At 72.8% G+C, this 15,298-nt stretch carries 12 protein-coding genes; 6 read left to right on the forward strand and 6 right to left on the reverse strand.

All coding sequences use genetic code 11. The features are described from left to right. Positions 1-588 precede the first annotated feature (588 nt). On the reverse strand, positions 589-939 hold the full coding sequence (locus ACIODU_RS31075) for a helix-turn-helix domain-containing protein (protein ID WP_356431997.1): 351 nt from the start codon (positions 937-939) through the stop codon (positions 589-591). A 125-nt stretch (positions 940-1,064) separates the two neighbouring features. Here ACIODU_RS31075 and ACIODU_RS31080 point away from each other — a divergent pair, with 125 nt between their 5' ends. Beyond that, the gene (locus ACIODU_RS31080) at positions 1,065-2,144 is read left to right on the forward strand and encodes an NADH:flavin oxidoreductase/NADH oxidase (protein ID WP_401771951.1); all 1,080 of its coding nucleotides are present in this window, start codon (positions 1,065-1,067) and stop codon (positions 2,142-2,144) included. A 25-nt stretch (positions 2,145-2,169) separates the two neighbouring features. Here the strand turns inward: ACIODU_RS31080 and ACIODU_RS31085 are convergent, their stop codons facing one another. Then, positions 2,170-2,847: a uracil-DNA glycosylase gene (locus ACIODU_RS31085; RefSeq protein ID WP_356431993.1), complete on the reverse strand. Its 678-nt coding sequence runs from the start codon at positions 2,845-2,847 to the stop codon at positions 2,170-2,172. Positions 2,848-3,107: 260 nt separating this feature from the next. Between ACIODU_RS31085 and ACIODU_RS31090 the strand changes: the two genes are divergently transcribed. Together ACIODU_RS31090 and ACIODU_RS31095 are read left to right on the forward strand one after the other, a co-directional pair. Continuing rightward, a complete protein-coding gene (locus ACIODU_RS31090; RefSeq protein WP_401771953.1) occupies positions 3,108-4,079 on the forward strand; it encodes an N-acetylglucosamine kinase in 972 nt (323 codons plus the stop codon). Between the two features lie 95 nt (positions 4,080-4,174). Next, positions 4,175-5,110 carry a hypothetical protein gene (locus ACIODU_RS31095; RefSeq protein ID WP_356431989.1) on the forward strand — a complete coding sequence of 312 codons (936 nt, stop codon included), beginning with the start codon at positions 4,175-4,177 and terminating at the stop codon, positions 5,108-5,110. A 213-nt stretch (positions 5,111-5,323) separates the two neighbouring features. Here ACIODU_RS31095 and ACIODU_RS31100 read toward each other — a convergent pair whose 3' ends face one another. Continuing rightward, complete coding sequence (locus ACIODU_RS31100; protein ID WP_401771956.1) at positions 5,324-6,370, reverse strand: lactonase family protein; 1,047 nt, start codon at positions 6,368-6,370, stop codon at positions 5,324-5,326. Positions 6,371-6,523: 153 nt separating this feature from the next. Between ACIODU_RS31100 and ACIODU_RS31105 the strand changes: the two genes are divergently transcribed. Beyond that, the gene (locus ACIODU_RS31105; RefSeq protein WP_401771959.1) at positions 6,524-7,228 is read left to right on the forward strand and encodes an HAD family hydrolase; all 705 of its coding nucleotides are present in this window, start codon (positions 6,524-6,526) and stop codon (positions 7,226-7,228) included. A gap of 127 nt (positions 7,229-7,355) precedes the next feature. Here the strand turns inward: ACIODU_RS31105 and ACIODU_RS31110 are convergent, their stop codons facing one another. Then, a complete protein-coding gene (locus ACIODU_RS31110) occupies positions 7,356-9,056 on the reverse strand; it encodes a SpoIIE family protein phosphatase (RefSeq protein WP_401771961.1) in 1,701 nt (566 codons plus the stop codon). Between the two features lie 293 nt (positions 9,057-9,349). On the opposite strand from ACIODU_RS31110, the gene ACIODU_RS31115 reads away from it, so the two are divergent. Next, positions 9,350-11,569: an NADP-dependent isocitrate dehydrogenase gene (locus tag ACIODU_RS31115; protein ID WP_356431981.1), complete on the forward strand. Its 2,220-nt coding sequence runs from the start codon at positions 9,350-9,352 to the stop codon at positions 11,567-11,569. Between the two features lie 84 nt (positions 11,570-11,653). Here ACIODU_RS31115 and ACIODU_RS31120 read toward each other — a convergent pair whose 3' ends face one another. Next, on the reverse strand, positions 11,654-12,715 hold the full coding sequence (locus tag ACIODU_RS31120; protein WP_401771963.1) for a chitinase: 1,062 nt from the start codon (positions 12,713-12,715) through the stop codon (positions 11,654-11,656). Positions 12,716-13,077: 362 nt separating this feature from the next. Continuing rightward, a complete protein-coding gene (locus tag ACIODU_RS31125) occupies positions 13,078-13,677 on the reverse strand; it encodes a hypothetical protein (protein ID WP_401771965.1) in 600 nt (199 codons plus the stop codon). 181 nt (positions 13,678-13,858) lie between these two features. Here ACIODU_RS31125 and ACIODU_RS31130 point away from each other — a divergent pair, with 181 nt between their 5' ends. Beyond that, entirely contained in the window at positions 13,859-15,295 is a 1,437-nt protein-coding gene (locus ACIODU_RS31130) for a helix-turn-helix domain-containing protein (RefSeq protein ID WP_401771968.1), read from the forward strand. The last annotated feature ends 3 nt before the right edge of the window (positions 15,296-15,298 follow it).

A 15,298-nucleotide genomic window follows, 5' to 3' on the forward strand; every position in this document is an offset into this window, starting at 1 on the left:
TTCCGGACACGACCCCTGCCCGTCCCCCTTCCAGGCCCGCGTCACTACCCGACCCGCTCCGGGGCGGGGCGGCAGGCAGCCCGGACCCGCACCGGAGCACTTCAAGCCCGTCCGGCGCTTGAGGACATCGGTAACCCGCACCCGGCACCGGCGCGGAGGCCACAATCCACCCCGTCCCGACGCACCCCTCAGCCCACCCGGACGACCCCCCAGCCCGTCCGGCGATTGAGGACATCAGTGAGCCGCGCTCGCGGGGCGGGCGGTAGGGACTCCGGGGCGGGCGGGGTCGTTCACCTTTCCCGGCGGCGTGAGGGGGGTGGGGTCGGAGGAGGTGCGTGTGTCCGGACGTAAAGCGTGTTTTGTGTCGCATGGCGATCGTTAATCAATGCGACCGGTCGCACGCGACGTAAAACATGCAGTCCGGACATACGTGCCTCCGGAGGCCCCGCCCCCCGTCACCACGACAAACCCAGCCCGTCCGGCGTTTGAGGACAAGCAGTAAGCCGCGCCCACCACCGCGCCGCAGAAGCCCGTCCGGCGATTGAGGACAACAAGAAGCGCCACGGACACCCCGGGGGCGCGACCCCGTCACGGCTCGCCGAGTCGCAGCGCCTCCGCAGACGCCGCCGCCAGGACACAGTCCAGCAGGCCAGGAAACAGCGCGTCCAAATCCGACCGCCGCAACCCGTTCATCTTCGCCGTCCCCCGGTAGACCTGCCGGATCACCCCGCTCTCCCGCAACACCCGGAAGTGATACGTCGTCGTCGACCTGGTGATCGGCAGCGGGATCTGCGAACAGGTCAACTCCCCCTCCGCGCACGCCAGGTCCCGGACGATGCTCAGACGCAGCGGGTCCGACAGCGCGTGCAGAACGCCCTCCAGACGGATCTCCGCGCGCAGGGGATGAACGAGTTCGCGCGTACTGCTCGCGGCACTCATCGGTGGGCTCCACTTCGTCGGGAATCCCATTGTACGAGGATTCTCGTAGTTTGACATTCGCCTTACTACGACGCGTATCGTAGTAGCGGCCCCCCGCCCCCCGTCACGTCCCCCTGGAGCCCCCTGTGAGCGCACTGTTCGAGCCGTACACCCTGCGGTCGCTGACCATCCCCAACCGCGTATGGATGGCACCCATGTGCCAGTACTCCGCCGAGGAGACGGGCCCGGAAGCGGGCGTGCCCCGCGACTGGCACTTCGCGCACCTCGCCTCCCGGGCCGTCGGCGGTACGGGGCTGATCCTCGTCGAGGCCACGGCCGTCAGCCCGGAGGGGCGGATCAGCGTCGCCGACGTCGGCATCTGGAACGACACGCAGGTCGAGGCGTTCCGCCGGATCACCCGTTTCCTCGCCTCGCAGGGGACGATTTCGGGCATCCAGCTCGCACACGCCGGGCGCAAGGCCTCCACCGACCGGCCCTGGAAGGGCGGCGGCCCGGTGGGACCCGACGCCCACGGGTGGGAGGTGCTGGCGCCGAGCCCCGTACCGTTCGCGGACGGGCATCCGGTGCCGGCCGAGCTGACGGTGGAGCAGATCCGGGAGATCGTCGGGCAGTTCGGCGCGGCGGCCCGGCGGGCCCGCGAGGCAGGGTTCCAGGTGGTGGAGGTGCACGGCGCGCACGGCTACCTGATCGGCCAGTTCCTCTCCCCGCACAGCAACAGGCGCACGGATTCCTACGGGGGTTCGTACGAGAACCGCACGCGCTTCGCCCTGGAGGTCGTGGACGCGATCCGGGCCGAGTGGCCCGGGGATCTGCCGGTGTTCTTCCGCGTCTCCGCCACCGACTGGCTCGACGAGGGCGGCTGGACCGTGGACGAGACGGTACGGCTGGCGGACGACCTGCTGGCGCACGGCGTGGACCTGCTCGACGTGTCCAGCGGCGGCAACGTGGCGCACGCCCGGATCCCGGTCGGGCCCGGCTACCAGGTGCCGTTCGCGGCGCGGGTCAGGGCGGAGACCCGGATGCCCGTGGCGGCCGTCGGCCTGATCACCGAGCCGGAGCAGGCGGAGAAGATCGTCGCCAACGGCGAGGCGGACGCGGTGCTGCTCGGCAGGGAGCTGCTGCGCGACCCGTACTGGGCCCGCCGCGCGGCCCGCGAGCTGGGCGGCACGGTGCACACGCCGCCGCAGTACGCCCGCGCCCACTGACGGGCCCGGAGAAATCGGGCGGCCGTCAGGGAAGCCGCCACTCCACCGGCTGCGCGCCCTGACGGACCAGCAGGTCGTTGGCCCGGCTGAACGGACGCGAGCCAAAGAAGCCCCGGTCCGCCGACATCGGCGAGGGGTGGGCCGACTCGATCGCCGGGTAGTCACCGAGGAGGGGGCGCGCGTTGCGCGCGTCGCGCCCCCAGAGGATGGACACCAGCGGCTTGCCCCGGGCGGCCAGGGCCCGCATCGCCTGCTCGGTGATCTCCTCCCAGCCCTTGCCGCGGTGCGCGGCGGGCTTGCGGGGCGCGGTGGTCAGCGCGCGGTTGAGCAGCAAAACCCCCTGGCGCGTCCACGGGGTCAGGTCACCGTTGGACGGGAGGGGCAGGCCGAGATCCGACTGGAGCTCGCGGAATATGTTCTGGAGGCTGCCGGGGAGCGGGCGGACGTCGGGCGCCACGGCGAAGCTGAGGCCGATGGCATGTCCCGGCGTCGGGTACGGATCCTGGCCGACGACGAGAACCCGTACCTCGTCGAAGGGCTGCTGGAACGCGCGCAGCACGTTCGCCCCCGCCGGCAGATAGGTCCGGCCCGCGGCGATCTCCGCGCGCAGGAAGTCGCCCATCGCGGTGATGCGCCCGGCGACGGGCGCCAGGGCGTCCGCCCAGCCGGGCTCGACAATTTCGTTCAGAGGTCGTGCTGCCACGAGATCACTCTACTGGTCCCCGGAGCGTGCCCCGGACCCGTCAACCGGCCGCCCGGACGCCTCACTTGCGGGCCGCCGCACCGGCCGGACCGGCCGCGACGCGCGACGGGCGCCCCCTTCCCGGGGCGCCCGGTGTCCCCTCCTTAAGGTGAAGGCCGCGTACGCCCGGCGCTGAGGAGCGTGAGGGCGGCGTGAGCCCGGCGCGGACCCGCGCCGGGCGCGCGACGAGCCGGGGGTGCCGGGATGAGCCGGGTGCGGGCATGAGCTGGGTGCTGGGCGTCGACTCGGGCGGCTCCGGGCTGCGGATCGCGCTGCGTGCCACGGACGACCCCGCCCGCGTCCTGCTCGCTGATCCGGGCGAGCCGCTCCTCACCGGACCCTCGGGCATCGACGCCGGCCAGCTGCTCCGTCAACTCCTCCCCGCCGCGAAGGAGTTGCTGGCGCGGGCCGGGGCGCGGGGACCGGTGGCCGCGGCCGTCGGCGCGGCCGGGATGGCCACGCTCGGCGACGGGCTGCGCGCGGAGCTGCCCGCCGCGCTGGAGCGGTCCCTGGGGGTACGGCGGCTCGCGCTCGCCGCCGACGCCGTCACCGCGTACGCCGGCGCCCTGGGCCAGCGGCCCGGCGTGGTCGTCGCGGCCGGCACGGGCATGATCGCGCTGGGGACGGACCTGGCCGCCTGGCACCGTGCCGACGGCTGGGGGCACTTGCTGGGCGACTGCGGCGGCGGGGCCTGGATCGGCCGCGCGGGGCTGGAGGCGGCCCTGCGGGAGTACGACGGCCGGCGCGGCGGCTCGCCCGCGCTGTTGACCGCCGCAGAGGATTTTTTCGGACCCGCCCCCGAGCTGCCGGGACGTCTCTATCCGCGCGCCGACCGGCCCGCCGTACTCGCCTCGTTCGCCCCCGAAGTGGCCCGCCTCGCGCCGGTCGATCCGGTCGCGCGGTCGATCCTCTCGGCGGCGGCGGAGCGGATCGCGGAGTCGGCCGAGGCGGTCTGCCCGAGGACCGGGGTGTGTGAAGTCGCCCTTACGGGTGGCCTGTTCAAACTGGGCGAGCCGCTGCTCGCGCCGCTGCGGGCCGAACTGGCGGACCGGCTGCCCCGCGCCCGTACGGTCCCCGCGGCCGGCGATCCGCTGGCCGGCGCGCTGAACCTGGCGGCCGCGCTCGCCACGGACACGCTGCGACTGCCGCCCGACGAGCGGCTGTTGTACATCACGACACAACAGGATAGATGAGCAGAAAAATACCTAACGGATAAATAGGGACAGATGCCTCGGTGTTGGCCCCTCCCCGAACAGCCGCACCCACAAAACCAGTAGCATTCGACGCCATGAGCACCCCCACTGGGCCTGCACCCGGCCTGCCTGTACGAATGCCGCGACCCCGTCAGTCGGGGCGCCACCGCCGCCCCGAGCCCGTGGCGGCGCCCGAAGGTGCGCCCGCGCTGGTCCTCGCCGTCCCCGGCGCTCCCTCGGACGCGGCGCGCGGCCTGGCCGAGGAAGTCATCAGCATCGCCCGGTCCGAGCTGCCGGGACTGGACGCCGCGATCGGCTTCCTCGACGGCTCCGACGACGCGGACGAGACGACCGAGCAGCCCACGCTGGAGGCCGTCCTGACCCGCCTCGCCGCCCGGCGCATCGAGCGCTACGAGCTGGCGAAGGCCGCGGGCCGCGAGGTCACCGAGCCCGAGGGTCCCGCCGCGGTGGTCGTCCCCCTGCTGACGGGTCCCGAGAGCGACCTGCTCGACCGGATACGCCGGGCTGTCGCGGACAGCGGCACGGAGGCGCGGACGACGGACGTCCTCGGTCCGCACCCGCTGCTCGCCGAAGGTCTGCACGTACGGCTGTCGGAGGCCGGGCTCGCCCGCGCCGACCGCGCCCGGCTGTTCACGGTGGCGACCGCCGCCGACGGGATCATCCTGGTCACGGTGGGCGGCGAGGAGGCGGTACGGACCGCCGGGATCACGGGCATGCTGCTGGCCGCCCGCCTCGCCGTACCGGTCATGGCCGCCGCGCTCGACGTGGAGGGTTCGGTCGCCGCCGTCGCGGAGGAGCTGCGCGGCTCCGGCGCGACGCAGCTGGCGCTCGCGCCGTACCTGGTCGGTCCCGAGCTGGCCGGCGGGCTGCTCGACACGGCTCTCAAGGAGGCCGACAGCGCCGCGGCCGAGCCGCTCGGGGCGTACCCGGCGATCGGCAAGCTGGTGCTCTCGAAGTACGCGGCGGAGCTGGGCATCGCGGAGCAGCCGCAGGGGGCACCCACCCACTGACGCCGGGCCGCGCAGCGCGGCGGAACACCACCCCGTGACGCGGAAGGGCCGCGCCGGTCAGCCTTCGGCGCAGGCCCTTCCTCGGGTGCTCTCACGGGCGCGGTGGCTCTCACGGGGAGGGTCGCGGGTGCTCGCGCGGGCCGTCCCGTACGGCCCGCGCTCAGGGGTCGTACGGTCGGCGGCACGCTCCCCCTCCCCCGGCCGGCCCGGGGGTCAGCCGAAGATCACACAGGAGGCCGCGGGGGCCGCGAAGGACCCCGCCGGGGCGGGGATCCCCGTCTCCTGGTCGATGTCGAACCAGCTCACGTCGCCGGAGTGCTCATTCGCGGCGTAGAGGCGGCGGCCCGCCGGGTCCAGCGCGAGATCGCGCGGCCAGCGGCCGCCGCACGGCACGGTGGTGACCAGCTCGGCCTTCTCGCGCGACGCGTCGAGCGCGAGGACGCTGATGCTGTCGTGCCCCCGGTTGGCCGTCCAGACGAACCGGCCGTCAAGCGCCACCACCACCTCGGAGGCGAAGCTCTCCGTCTCCACGCCGTCCGGCAGGACGGCCGTCTCGCCGACCGCCTCCAGGACCCCCGCCGCCGCGTCCCAGCGGCAGACGGTCAGGGTCGGTTCGAGTTCGTGCAGGACGTACGCGTGGCTGCCTTCCGGGTGGAAGGCGAGGTGACGCGGCCCCGAGCCCGGCCGCAGCGCTGTCTCCCCGTGCGGGACCAGCTCCCCCGAGGCGGCGTCCACGGACGAGATCTGTACGGAGTCGGTGCCGAGGTCGACGGCGAGGAGCCACCGGCCGCTCGGATCGGCCACCACCTGGTGCGCGTGCGGTCCGCGCTGCCGGTCCGGGTGCGGTCCCGCGCCCTCGTGCTGGAGCACCCCGCTGGCCGGCCGCGGCGCGCCGCCGTCGGCGAGCGGCAGCACGGTGACGCTGCCGGAGCCGTAGTTCGCGGTCACCAGGTGACCGGCGGCGAGCGTGAGGTGGGTGGGTCCCGCGCCGCACACGGGCACGGGCTCCCCGAGCGGCCGGGGCGCCCCGGTGCCGGTCACCGCGAAGGCGGCCGCCGCGCCCTCCTCGGTCTCCGAGACCGCGTAGAGCACGGACCCGCCGGGGGCCAGCGCGAGGAAGGAGGGGTCCGCCACGGCGTCGGTGGCCCCGAGTTCGGTGAGGGCGCCCGTCTCCGGGTCCACCGTCACGGCGATGACGCCGCGGCCGCCCGCCGAGGTGAACGACCCGATGTAGGCCCGCCCGTCGGTGCTGCCGCTCACGTGTGTGTCCCCTCTTCGACTGAAACTCGCCGGGGCGACGGTAGCAGGCGGTCTGGACCAATTTCCGCCGCGCCCGCGCCCGTTCCCGCCGTGTGCGTGGCGGGGCGTGCGTCCCGGCCGTATACCCGGCGTACGGCTTGGCATGCTGGGGGCATGAGCACTTCGCGCCACCCGGCGGTCATCTTCGATCTCGACGGAACCCTGATCGACAGCGAGCCCAACTACTACCAGGCCGGGCGGCTGCTGCTGGCCCGGTACGGCGTCGACGACTTCACCTGGGAGCACCACAGCCGTTTCATCGGGATCAGCACCTGGGAGACGCTGGTGGCGCTGCGCGAGGAGTACGGCATCGACGCGCCCGTCGAACGGCTGCTGGCGGAGAAGAACCGGCTCTACCTGGACCTGGTGCGGGCCTCGACAGAGGTGTTCCCGGAGATGCGGACGTTCGTGGAGCTGCTGCACGCCGAGGGGGTACGGATGGCGGTGGCGTCCGGGTCGTCCGGCGAGGCGATCGCCGTGGCGCTGGGCGTCACGGGTCTGGACGCGTACTTCACCACGACGGTCTCCGCCGAGGAGGTCCCGCACGGCAAGCCGGCCCCGGACGTCTTCCTGGAGGCGGCCCGGCGGCTGGGCGCCGAGCCCGCCGGGTGTGTGGTCGTGGAGGACGCGATCCCGGGGGTGGCCGCCGCGCACGCGGCGGGCATGCGCTGCGTCGCCGTTCCGTACGTCGCGGCCCTGGCCGCCGATCCGGTGTACGCCACCGCCGGGCTGCTGTTCCCCGGCGGGCAGAGCGCCTTCACGGCGGAGGCGGCCCGCGCGTTCGTGCTCGGGCGCGGCCCGCAGGACGAGCGTCCTTAGGAGGGTCCGTACGTCAGGAGGGCCTGCGCGTCAGCAGGGCCCGTACGTCAGGAGGGCCTGCACGTCAGGGGTCCGTACGTCGGCCTCGTACGACAGCTCTTCCTAGGACGCGTACACACCGCCCCTACTACGCCGCGGCGTCCCGCTCCTCCGGAGCCAGCGTGGCCAGCAGCAGCGCCACGTCGTCCTCCTGCCCCTGCCGGGTCTCGATCGTGTCGACGATGTACTCGGCCAGTTCGTCGAGGTCCGCGGGGCCGTCGTACAGCGCGCTCCGGATCCGGCGCTCACCCACGTCGATGTCCTCGCCCCGGAATTCGAGCAGCCCGTCGGTGCACAGCAGGAGGGTGTCGTCGGGTCCGAGGACCAGCTCGGTCGTGGGGTAGGGCGCGTCGCTGTACTGGAGCAGCCCGAACGGCAGCCCGCCCGCCACCGCGGGGCTGCTGCTGCTCCCGTCGGCGTGGCGGACCACGGGTCCGGGGTGCCCGGCCCGTACCAGCAGCGCGCGCCCGGTCGCCGGGTCGAGATCAGCGTAGACGCAGGTGGCGAGGCGGTCGGTGTCCAGGTCCTGGAGGAACTTCGACGCCCGGGCCATGACGGCCGCCGGCGGATGCCCCTCGGCGGCGTACGCGCGCAGGGCCGTGCGCAGCTGGCCCATGACGGCGGACGCCTGGATGTCGTGTCCCTGGACGTCCCCCACCACCAGGCCGACCCGCCCGCCCCGGAGGGGGACGACGTCGTACCAGTCGCCGCCGATCTGGTGCCCGGTGCGCGCGGGCTGGTAGCGGACGGCGACCCGCAGGCCCGGCATGCTCGGGATGGCCGCGGGCAGCATCGACTGCTGGAGGCCGACCGCCATGGCGTGCTCCTCGTCGTACAGCGCGGCCCGCTGCACGGACTGGGCGATGGTGGCGGCGAGGGCGATCAGGAGGGTGCGTTCCTCGGGGGTGAAGGAGGTCTTGCCCTCGTACATGATCGACAGCACGCCGCTCGCCCTGGCCTGCGCGATCAGGGGGAGGACGGCGCCCGCGGTGAGCGGGGTGTCCTTGACGTGCGGCCACAGCTGCGGGTACTCGGCCTCGACGCTCTGCCGGGTGATGAACACGGGCCGGTGGGTGCGGAACGCCTCCGCGACCGGCAGGTCGGCGTCGATCCGGGCGAACTCCATCTCCTCCCGCATGGTCATGGGCAGGCTGGCGACGGCGATACGGCGCAGTCGGTCCTGGTCGAGGACGGTGAGGGAGATCGCCTGGGCGCCCACCGGGTCGAGCACCTCGCGGCTGGTGAGCGCCGCCAGGACGTCCTCCACGGTCAGGGCCCGGGACAGGGCGGCGGTGGTCGCCTGGACCACGTCGCTCTGATGGCGGCGCTGGGGCTCCAGGACGGCCTGCTGGGCGACGTGCTGGAGTTCGGCGCTCGCGTCCCGGACGACGCCGATGGCCCGCACCGGGGTGCCCGAGGCGTCCCGTTCGATGACGCCCTGGGTGTGTGCCCAGCGCAGGGTGCCGTCGGAGCAGCGGATGCGGAAGTACGTGCCGTAGGCGCCGGGCTCGTACCGTACCCGCGACACCATCGCGCGCAGGGCGGCCGCGTCCTCGGGCACCATGAGCGCGAACAGCGTCTCCGGCCGGCCGTCGAACCCGTCGGGCGGGAGGTCGAAGACCGCGAGGGCGCCCGCGTCCAGGAAGATCATGTCGGACCTCAGGTCCCGCAGGAATCCGCCCATCCGGTTCGCCGCCAGGGTCCTCGGGAGCGCTGCCCGGAGGTCCGCGCCCAGCGCCCGGAGCGCGGCGTCACGGTCCTGCGTGGATCGGGCGCTGCGGCGCTCCATATGACCTGCCCTTCCTCAGCGGCGGTGGCGGGACAGCACTCATGACTCATGCGAGGCGCCGGCGGACGGGTATCGGCAAGGCGGCTCGTACGACTACGCGTACGGCTGTTCGTCGGACTGGACGACCATTTGTCCTGGAACCAACTATATGCATGGTTCGGTGTGCCCTTGGGTCGGCCCGGGGAGGCCGGTGCCCTTCCGGTGCACGGAGGGGGCAGGGCCCTGGCCAGAGGTGGGCGTCCACGGGATATCTTGATATCAAGCAATGTCGCAGACGTGGAGCGGAGCACCGGGTGACTGACTCGACCATCATCTATACACACACCGACGAGGCGCCGGCCCAGGCGACGTATTCCTTCCTGCCCGTGGTCGAGGCCTATGCCGCGACGGCCGGGGTCACCGTGGAGAGCCGCGACATCTCCCTCTCCGGGCGCATCATCGCCGGTTTCCCGGAGCGCCTGGAGGAGGGCCAGCGCGTCGAGGACGCGCTCGCGGAGCTCGGCAGGCTCGCGAAGACGCCCGAGGCGAACATCATCAAGCTGCCGAACATCTCGGCGTCCATCCCGCAGCTCAAGGCGGCGATCGCGGAGCTCCAGGGGCAGGGTTACGCGCTGCCGGACTACCCCGACGACCCGAAGACCGACGAGGACCGGGACGTCCGCGCGCGGTACGACAAGGTCAAGGGCAGTGCCGTCAACCCGGTCCTGCGCGAGGGCAACTCCGACCGCCGCGCGCCGGCGTCGGTGAAGAACTACGCGAAGGCCCACCCGCACTCGATGGGCGCCTGGGACCCTCAGTCCAAGACGAACGTCGCCACGATGGACGCCGACGACTTCCGTTCCGGCGAGAAGTCCGCGGTGATCGCCGAGGCGGGCTCGCTGCGGATCGAGCTGGTCGGCGACGACGGTACGACGACGGTCCTGCGGGAGTCGGTGCCCGTGCTGGCCGGGGAGATCGTGGACGCCTCGGTGATGCGCGTGGCGGCGCTGCGTGAGTTCTTCACCGCGCAGGTGGCGCGGGCCAAGGCCGAGGGCGTGCTGTTCTCGGTGCACCTCAAGGCCACGATGATGAAGGTCTCCGACCCGATCATCTTCGGCCATGTCGTACGGGCGTTCTTCCCGAAGACGTTCGCGGAGTACGGCGAGACGCTCGCGGCGGCCGGCCTGAGCCCGAACGACGGGCTCGGCGGCATCCTGGGCGGTCTGGACGCGCTGCCCGACGGCGCGGCGATCAAGGCGTCCTTCGACGCCGAGCTGGCCGACGGCCCCGCGCTGGCGATGGTCGACTCGGACCGCGGCATCACCAACCTGCACGTGCCGAGCGATGTCATCGTGGACGCCTCCATGCCGGCCATGATCCGCACCTCGGGGCACATGTGGGGCCCCGACGGCCAGGAGGCGGACACCCTCGCGGTGATCCCGGACAGCAGCTACTCGGGGATCTACCAGGTCGTCCTGGACGACTGCCGCGCGCACGGCGCCTTCGACCCGGCGACGATGGGCTCCGTGTCCAACGTCGGCCTGATGGCGCAGGCGGCGGAGGAGTACGGCAGCCACGACAAGACGTTCGAGATCCCCGCCACCGGCACGGTACGGGTGGTCGACACGGCGGGCGAGGTCGTCCTCCAGCACGCGGTGAGCGCGGGCGACGTGTGGCGCATGTGCCAGACCAAGGACGTGCCGGTCCGGGACTGGGTCAAGCTCGCCGTCTCGCGCGCCCGCGCGACGGGCGTCCCTGCCGTGTTCTGGCTGGACGAGACCCGCGCGCACGACGCGAACCTCATCGCGAAGGTCGAGGCGTACCTGCCCGAGCACGACACCGAGGGCCTGCGCATCGAGATCATGTCGCCGGTCGACGCGATCGCGTTCTCCCTGGAGCGGATCCGCCGGGGCGAGGACACCATCTCGGTCACCGGCAACGTGCTGCGTGACTACCTGACCGACCTGTTCCCGATCCTGGAGCTGGGCACGAGCGCGAAGATGCTCTCCGTCGTGCCGCTGATCAACGGGGGCGGGCTGTTCGAGACGGGTGCGGGCGGTTCCGCGCCCAAGCACGTCCAGCAGCTCATCAAGGAGAACTACCTGCGGTGGGACAGCCTGGGTGAGTTCCTCGCCCTCGCGGTCAGCTTCGAGCACCTCGCGCAGACCACGGGCAACGCGCGGGCCCAGGTACTCGCGGACACCCTCGACCGGGCGACGGGCACGTTCCTGGACCGGGACAAGTCGCCCAGCCGCCGGGTGGGTGGCATCGACAACCGCGGGAGTCACTTCTACCTGGCGCTGTACTGGGCCCAGGAGCTGGCCCGGCAGACGGACGACGTCCAGCTGGCGGAGGCGTTCGCGGCTCTCGCCAAGACGCTGTCGGAGCAGGAGACGACGATCGTCGAGGAACTGATCGCCGTCCAGGGCAAGCCCGCCGACATCGGCGGCTACTACCGCCCGGACCCGGTCAAGGCGGCGGCGGTCATGCGCCCGTCGGCGACCTTCAACCAGGCACTGGCGACGCTCGGCTGACGGTCCGTCGGCGCTGATCGCAAGAGGGCCGGGAGCCCGCACGACATGTGCGGCCTCCCGGCCCTCCGTTCGTGTCCGGTCGGCTCAACGGCCTTGCAGGGCCTTGACGTTGTCGCCGAAGGTCCAGTTCTTTGAACCGTCCCAGTTGAGGGACCAGGTCATCAGGCCCTTGAGCCCGTTGCCGTACTTGTTCCAGGCCTGCGAGACCAGGTTCGGCGCCATGTAGCCGCCGCCCGCGCCCGTTTGGGCGGGGAGTCCGGGGACCTGCTTGTCGTACGGGACCTTGATCGTGGTGCCCTGCACGACCAGTCCCTTGTTGAGGCAGTCGGTCTGGGCGGTGAAGCCCGCGACGGTGCCCGCGGCGTACGAGTCGCCCGCGCAGCCGTACATGCTGCCGTTGTAGTACTGCATGTTCAGCCACCAGAGGCGGCCGTTGTCCGCGTACTTCTTGATGATGGGCAGGTACGCGCCCCAGATCGAGCCGTACGTGATGGAGCCGCCGGTGACGTACGCCGTCTCGGGGGCCATCGTCAGGCCGAAGTTGGCGGGCATCTGGGCCAGGACGCCGTCGATGATGCGGATCAGGTTGGCCTGCGAGGTGGACGGCTTGGTGATGGTGCCGCTGCCGACCAGTCCGGTCTCGATGTCGATGTCGATGCCGTCGAAGTTGTACTTCTTGAGGATCGGCACGAGCGTCGCGACGAAGCGGTCCGCCACGGCGGTGGAGTTGAGGTCGATGCCGGCGGCGGCCCCGCCGATCGACATCAGGAGCGTCAGGCCGTTCTGCTTGGCCTGGCACATCTCGGACGGGGTCGCGACCTTGACCGTCGCGTCCATGCCGTCCTCCCACAGGACGGTGCCGTCCGAACGGATCACGGGGAAGGCCGCGTTGACGACGTTGTAGCCGTGGGCGGCGATGCGGCTGTCGGTGATCGGGATCCAGCCGAGCGGGGGGTGGACGCCGTTCGCGGCGCCGTCCCAGTTCTCCCAGTACCCCTGGAGAACCTTGCCCGCGGGCTTCGACTTGACCGCGCAGGTCTCGGCCTGCGGGGCGCTCGGCGCGGCGGTGGCGGGCGGCTGGGCGAGGAAGCCGAGCGAGGCGAGCGCCAGTCCGGCGCCGAGGGTGCGTATGGTCCGACCGATCATGCGGTAGTCCCTTCTTGCCCTCACCGGCGGGCGCCTGAGCGGGCCGGCCGGTCACGGCGGTCTGTGGGGGGGGACCCGGCCAACTCCCGGCCTGTGGGGGCCTGGAGACGTCCGTGGGGGTTCCGGTGTTCCGCCGAACGGTAATTTGGTCCAGACCTTCGGTCAATAGGTCTGGACCACACGCCCGCTGGGCCGCCGGGGCGGCCGGTCAGCACGCGGCGCCACGGGCGCGGGGCGCGACGACGGGTAAGCGGACTCCGGGCCGGAGTGGTTCCGGTCCGGAGCCCGCTCGCTCCCCCGATGTGCCCGTCAGGAGTTGTTGGATCCTGACGGACAGTCTGTGACGCGGGTGGTGGGTGGGCTCAGTAGAGCTTGGCCACCGCCACGCGGGTCGTCGTGCGGAAGCCGTTCAGGGGTGCTCCTTCGAGGTCGCCCAGCCGGCTCCAGCCGATCACCGTGACCGCCCTGCCGTCGCGGCCGACCGCGTAGAGCGCGATGTCGGTCGAGCCCACCTCGGGGTCGGCGGTGTCGACGCTGTAGACGTCGGCGCCTTCCTCCACGGCGATGCGGCCGTGGTACAGGGCCTCGCCCTCCAGCCCCGGGTACTCCGCCTGGAGGCGGTCGAGGCAGCCCTCGATCGCGGTGCGCAACTTCGCCGCCAGGGCCTTCGCCTTCTTCTCGTCGGCGGCGACCGTGATCGTCTGCCGGGCGCCGGTGTCCAGCTCGGTCCTGAACTCGCGGTGCTTGGTGTTCGCGTCCGGTGCGACGCCTTCGACACAGAAGTCGTCGGCCGCCCCGGCCCGCACCGGTCCCGCCGTCCACGGCGTGCTCGCGGCCGGCAGCTGGGAGGCCGCGAGGAAGGCGGGTGGGACGGGAGCGGCGGTGGCCGCGGTGAGCGTGGCGATGGTCATCCCCGCGGCCGCCGTGGTCAGGGCGGCGGCGCGGAACATGTTGGTGATCATGGAAGTACTTCCCCCGTGTTCGTCGTCTGCTGAACGATCACCAGCTTTGACGGCTCGTGAGGGGGGCCGCAAGCATCTGAGCCGTCCGTGGAACGCTGGAACCGTTCCACCCCCTTTGACGTGGGTCTCTTCAGTAGGGGTGGAACGCCGTCCTGTGACGGCCGGGGGGAGTGGGCACGCTGTGAGCACGCCGAAGGACGCGGAGACCGACGCGTTCGCGCGACGACTGCGCGAGATCCGGGACGGATCGGGCCGTAGTTACGGTGCGCTGGCGCGCCGGGTGGGGGTGAGCGGCTCGACGCTGCACCGGTACTGCTCGGGGAGCACGGTGCCGGTGGAGTTCGCGCCGGTCGAACGGCTGGCGCGGTTGTGCGGCTGCGAGGCCGACGACCTGATCGCCCTTCACCGCCTGTGGGTACGGGCCGACATCGAGCGCCGGAAGCGTCAGGAGGCCGGGGCGGCGGGAGTCGCCGCCGGGGCCGAAACGGGCGCCGGGGCGGCGGACGGAGCGGCCGACGCCACCGAGCCCCTCACCGTCGGTCCTCCCCCGCCCGACGCGCCCCCGCCCGCCCGGCGCCGGCTCCTGCTCCGCCGTACCGGCTACTCGGCCGCCGTCGCCGCGGCGGTCCTCGCGCTGGTCCTCCTCGTGGCCTTCGACCGCTCGCCCCTGTCCCCGGCCGACCGGCGGCGCGCCTCCGACGTACCGGCCGGCGGCCCCACCACCGGCGCCCCGCCGTCGCCGGGCGACGGCGGCACGTCCGGCGCCTCCCCTTCACCTGGCGCCCGCACCTCGGGTACGGCCACGGCTCCCACCCGAGCCCCCCGTCCGGGCGATCCGAAGCAGACGAAGAACCCCCGCCCGGGGACCACGGCCGGCAAGAAACCGTCCGGTCCGTCGTCGGGCGCCAAGGGGGGCGGCAAGGGTGCAGGCGTCACCGGCGGCATCCCTTTCACCTGGAGCACCAACCGCTATGTCTGGGAAGGCGGTTGCGGCCACGCATTCCTCGTCGACCGCGCCCCCTCCGCCGTGCCCCCGCCCCCCACCGAGGCCGACGCCGAGCCCTGGGCGCGGTCCGTCGGGGCGGTGGACGCCGGGGAGAGCAGCGTGCGGATCACCGTGCAGGGCAAGAGCGACACGGCGGTGGTCCTCCAGGCCCTGCACGTCCGGATCGTCGCGAAGCGGACACCGCTGCCGTACCACACGTACCACATGAGCCCCGGTTGCGGCGGCTCCCTCACCCCCCGCCTCTTCGACATCGACCTCGACGCCTCCCGCCCCCTCGCCCGCTCCCAGGCGGGCAACGACGCGGGCGAGCCGATCCCCGCCGTCTCCTTCCCCTACCGGGTGTCGGCCACGGATCCCGAGATCCTGCTGGCCACCGGCCGTACGGTCGCCTGTGACTGCGAGTGGTACCTGGAGCTGGAGTGGAGCAGCGGGGCGCGCTCCGGGACCGTCCGCGTCGACGACCACGGGGAGCCGTTCCGTACGAGCGGCCTCCGGGGCCGCCCCGCCTACGACTACGACACGGGATCGCGCCGCTGGGTCCCGGCCGAGTCGGACCTGACAGCCGACCCGGCCGGAATCACGGACACACCCCAGGACAGCCCTGACAGCTGAGAA

The sequence above is a fragment of the Streptomyces sp. NPDC088261 genome, assembly GCF_044740805.1.
GTDB lineage: Bacteria > Actinomycetota > Actinomycetes > Streptomycetales > Streptomycetaceae > Streptomyces.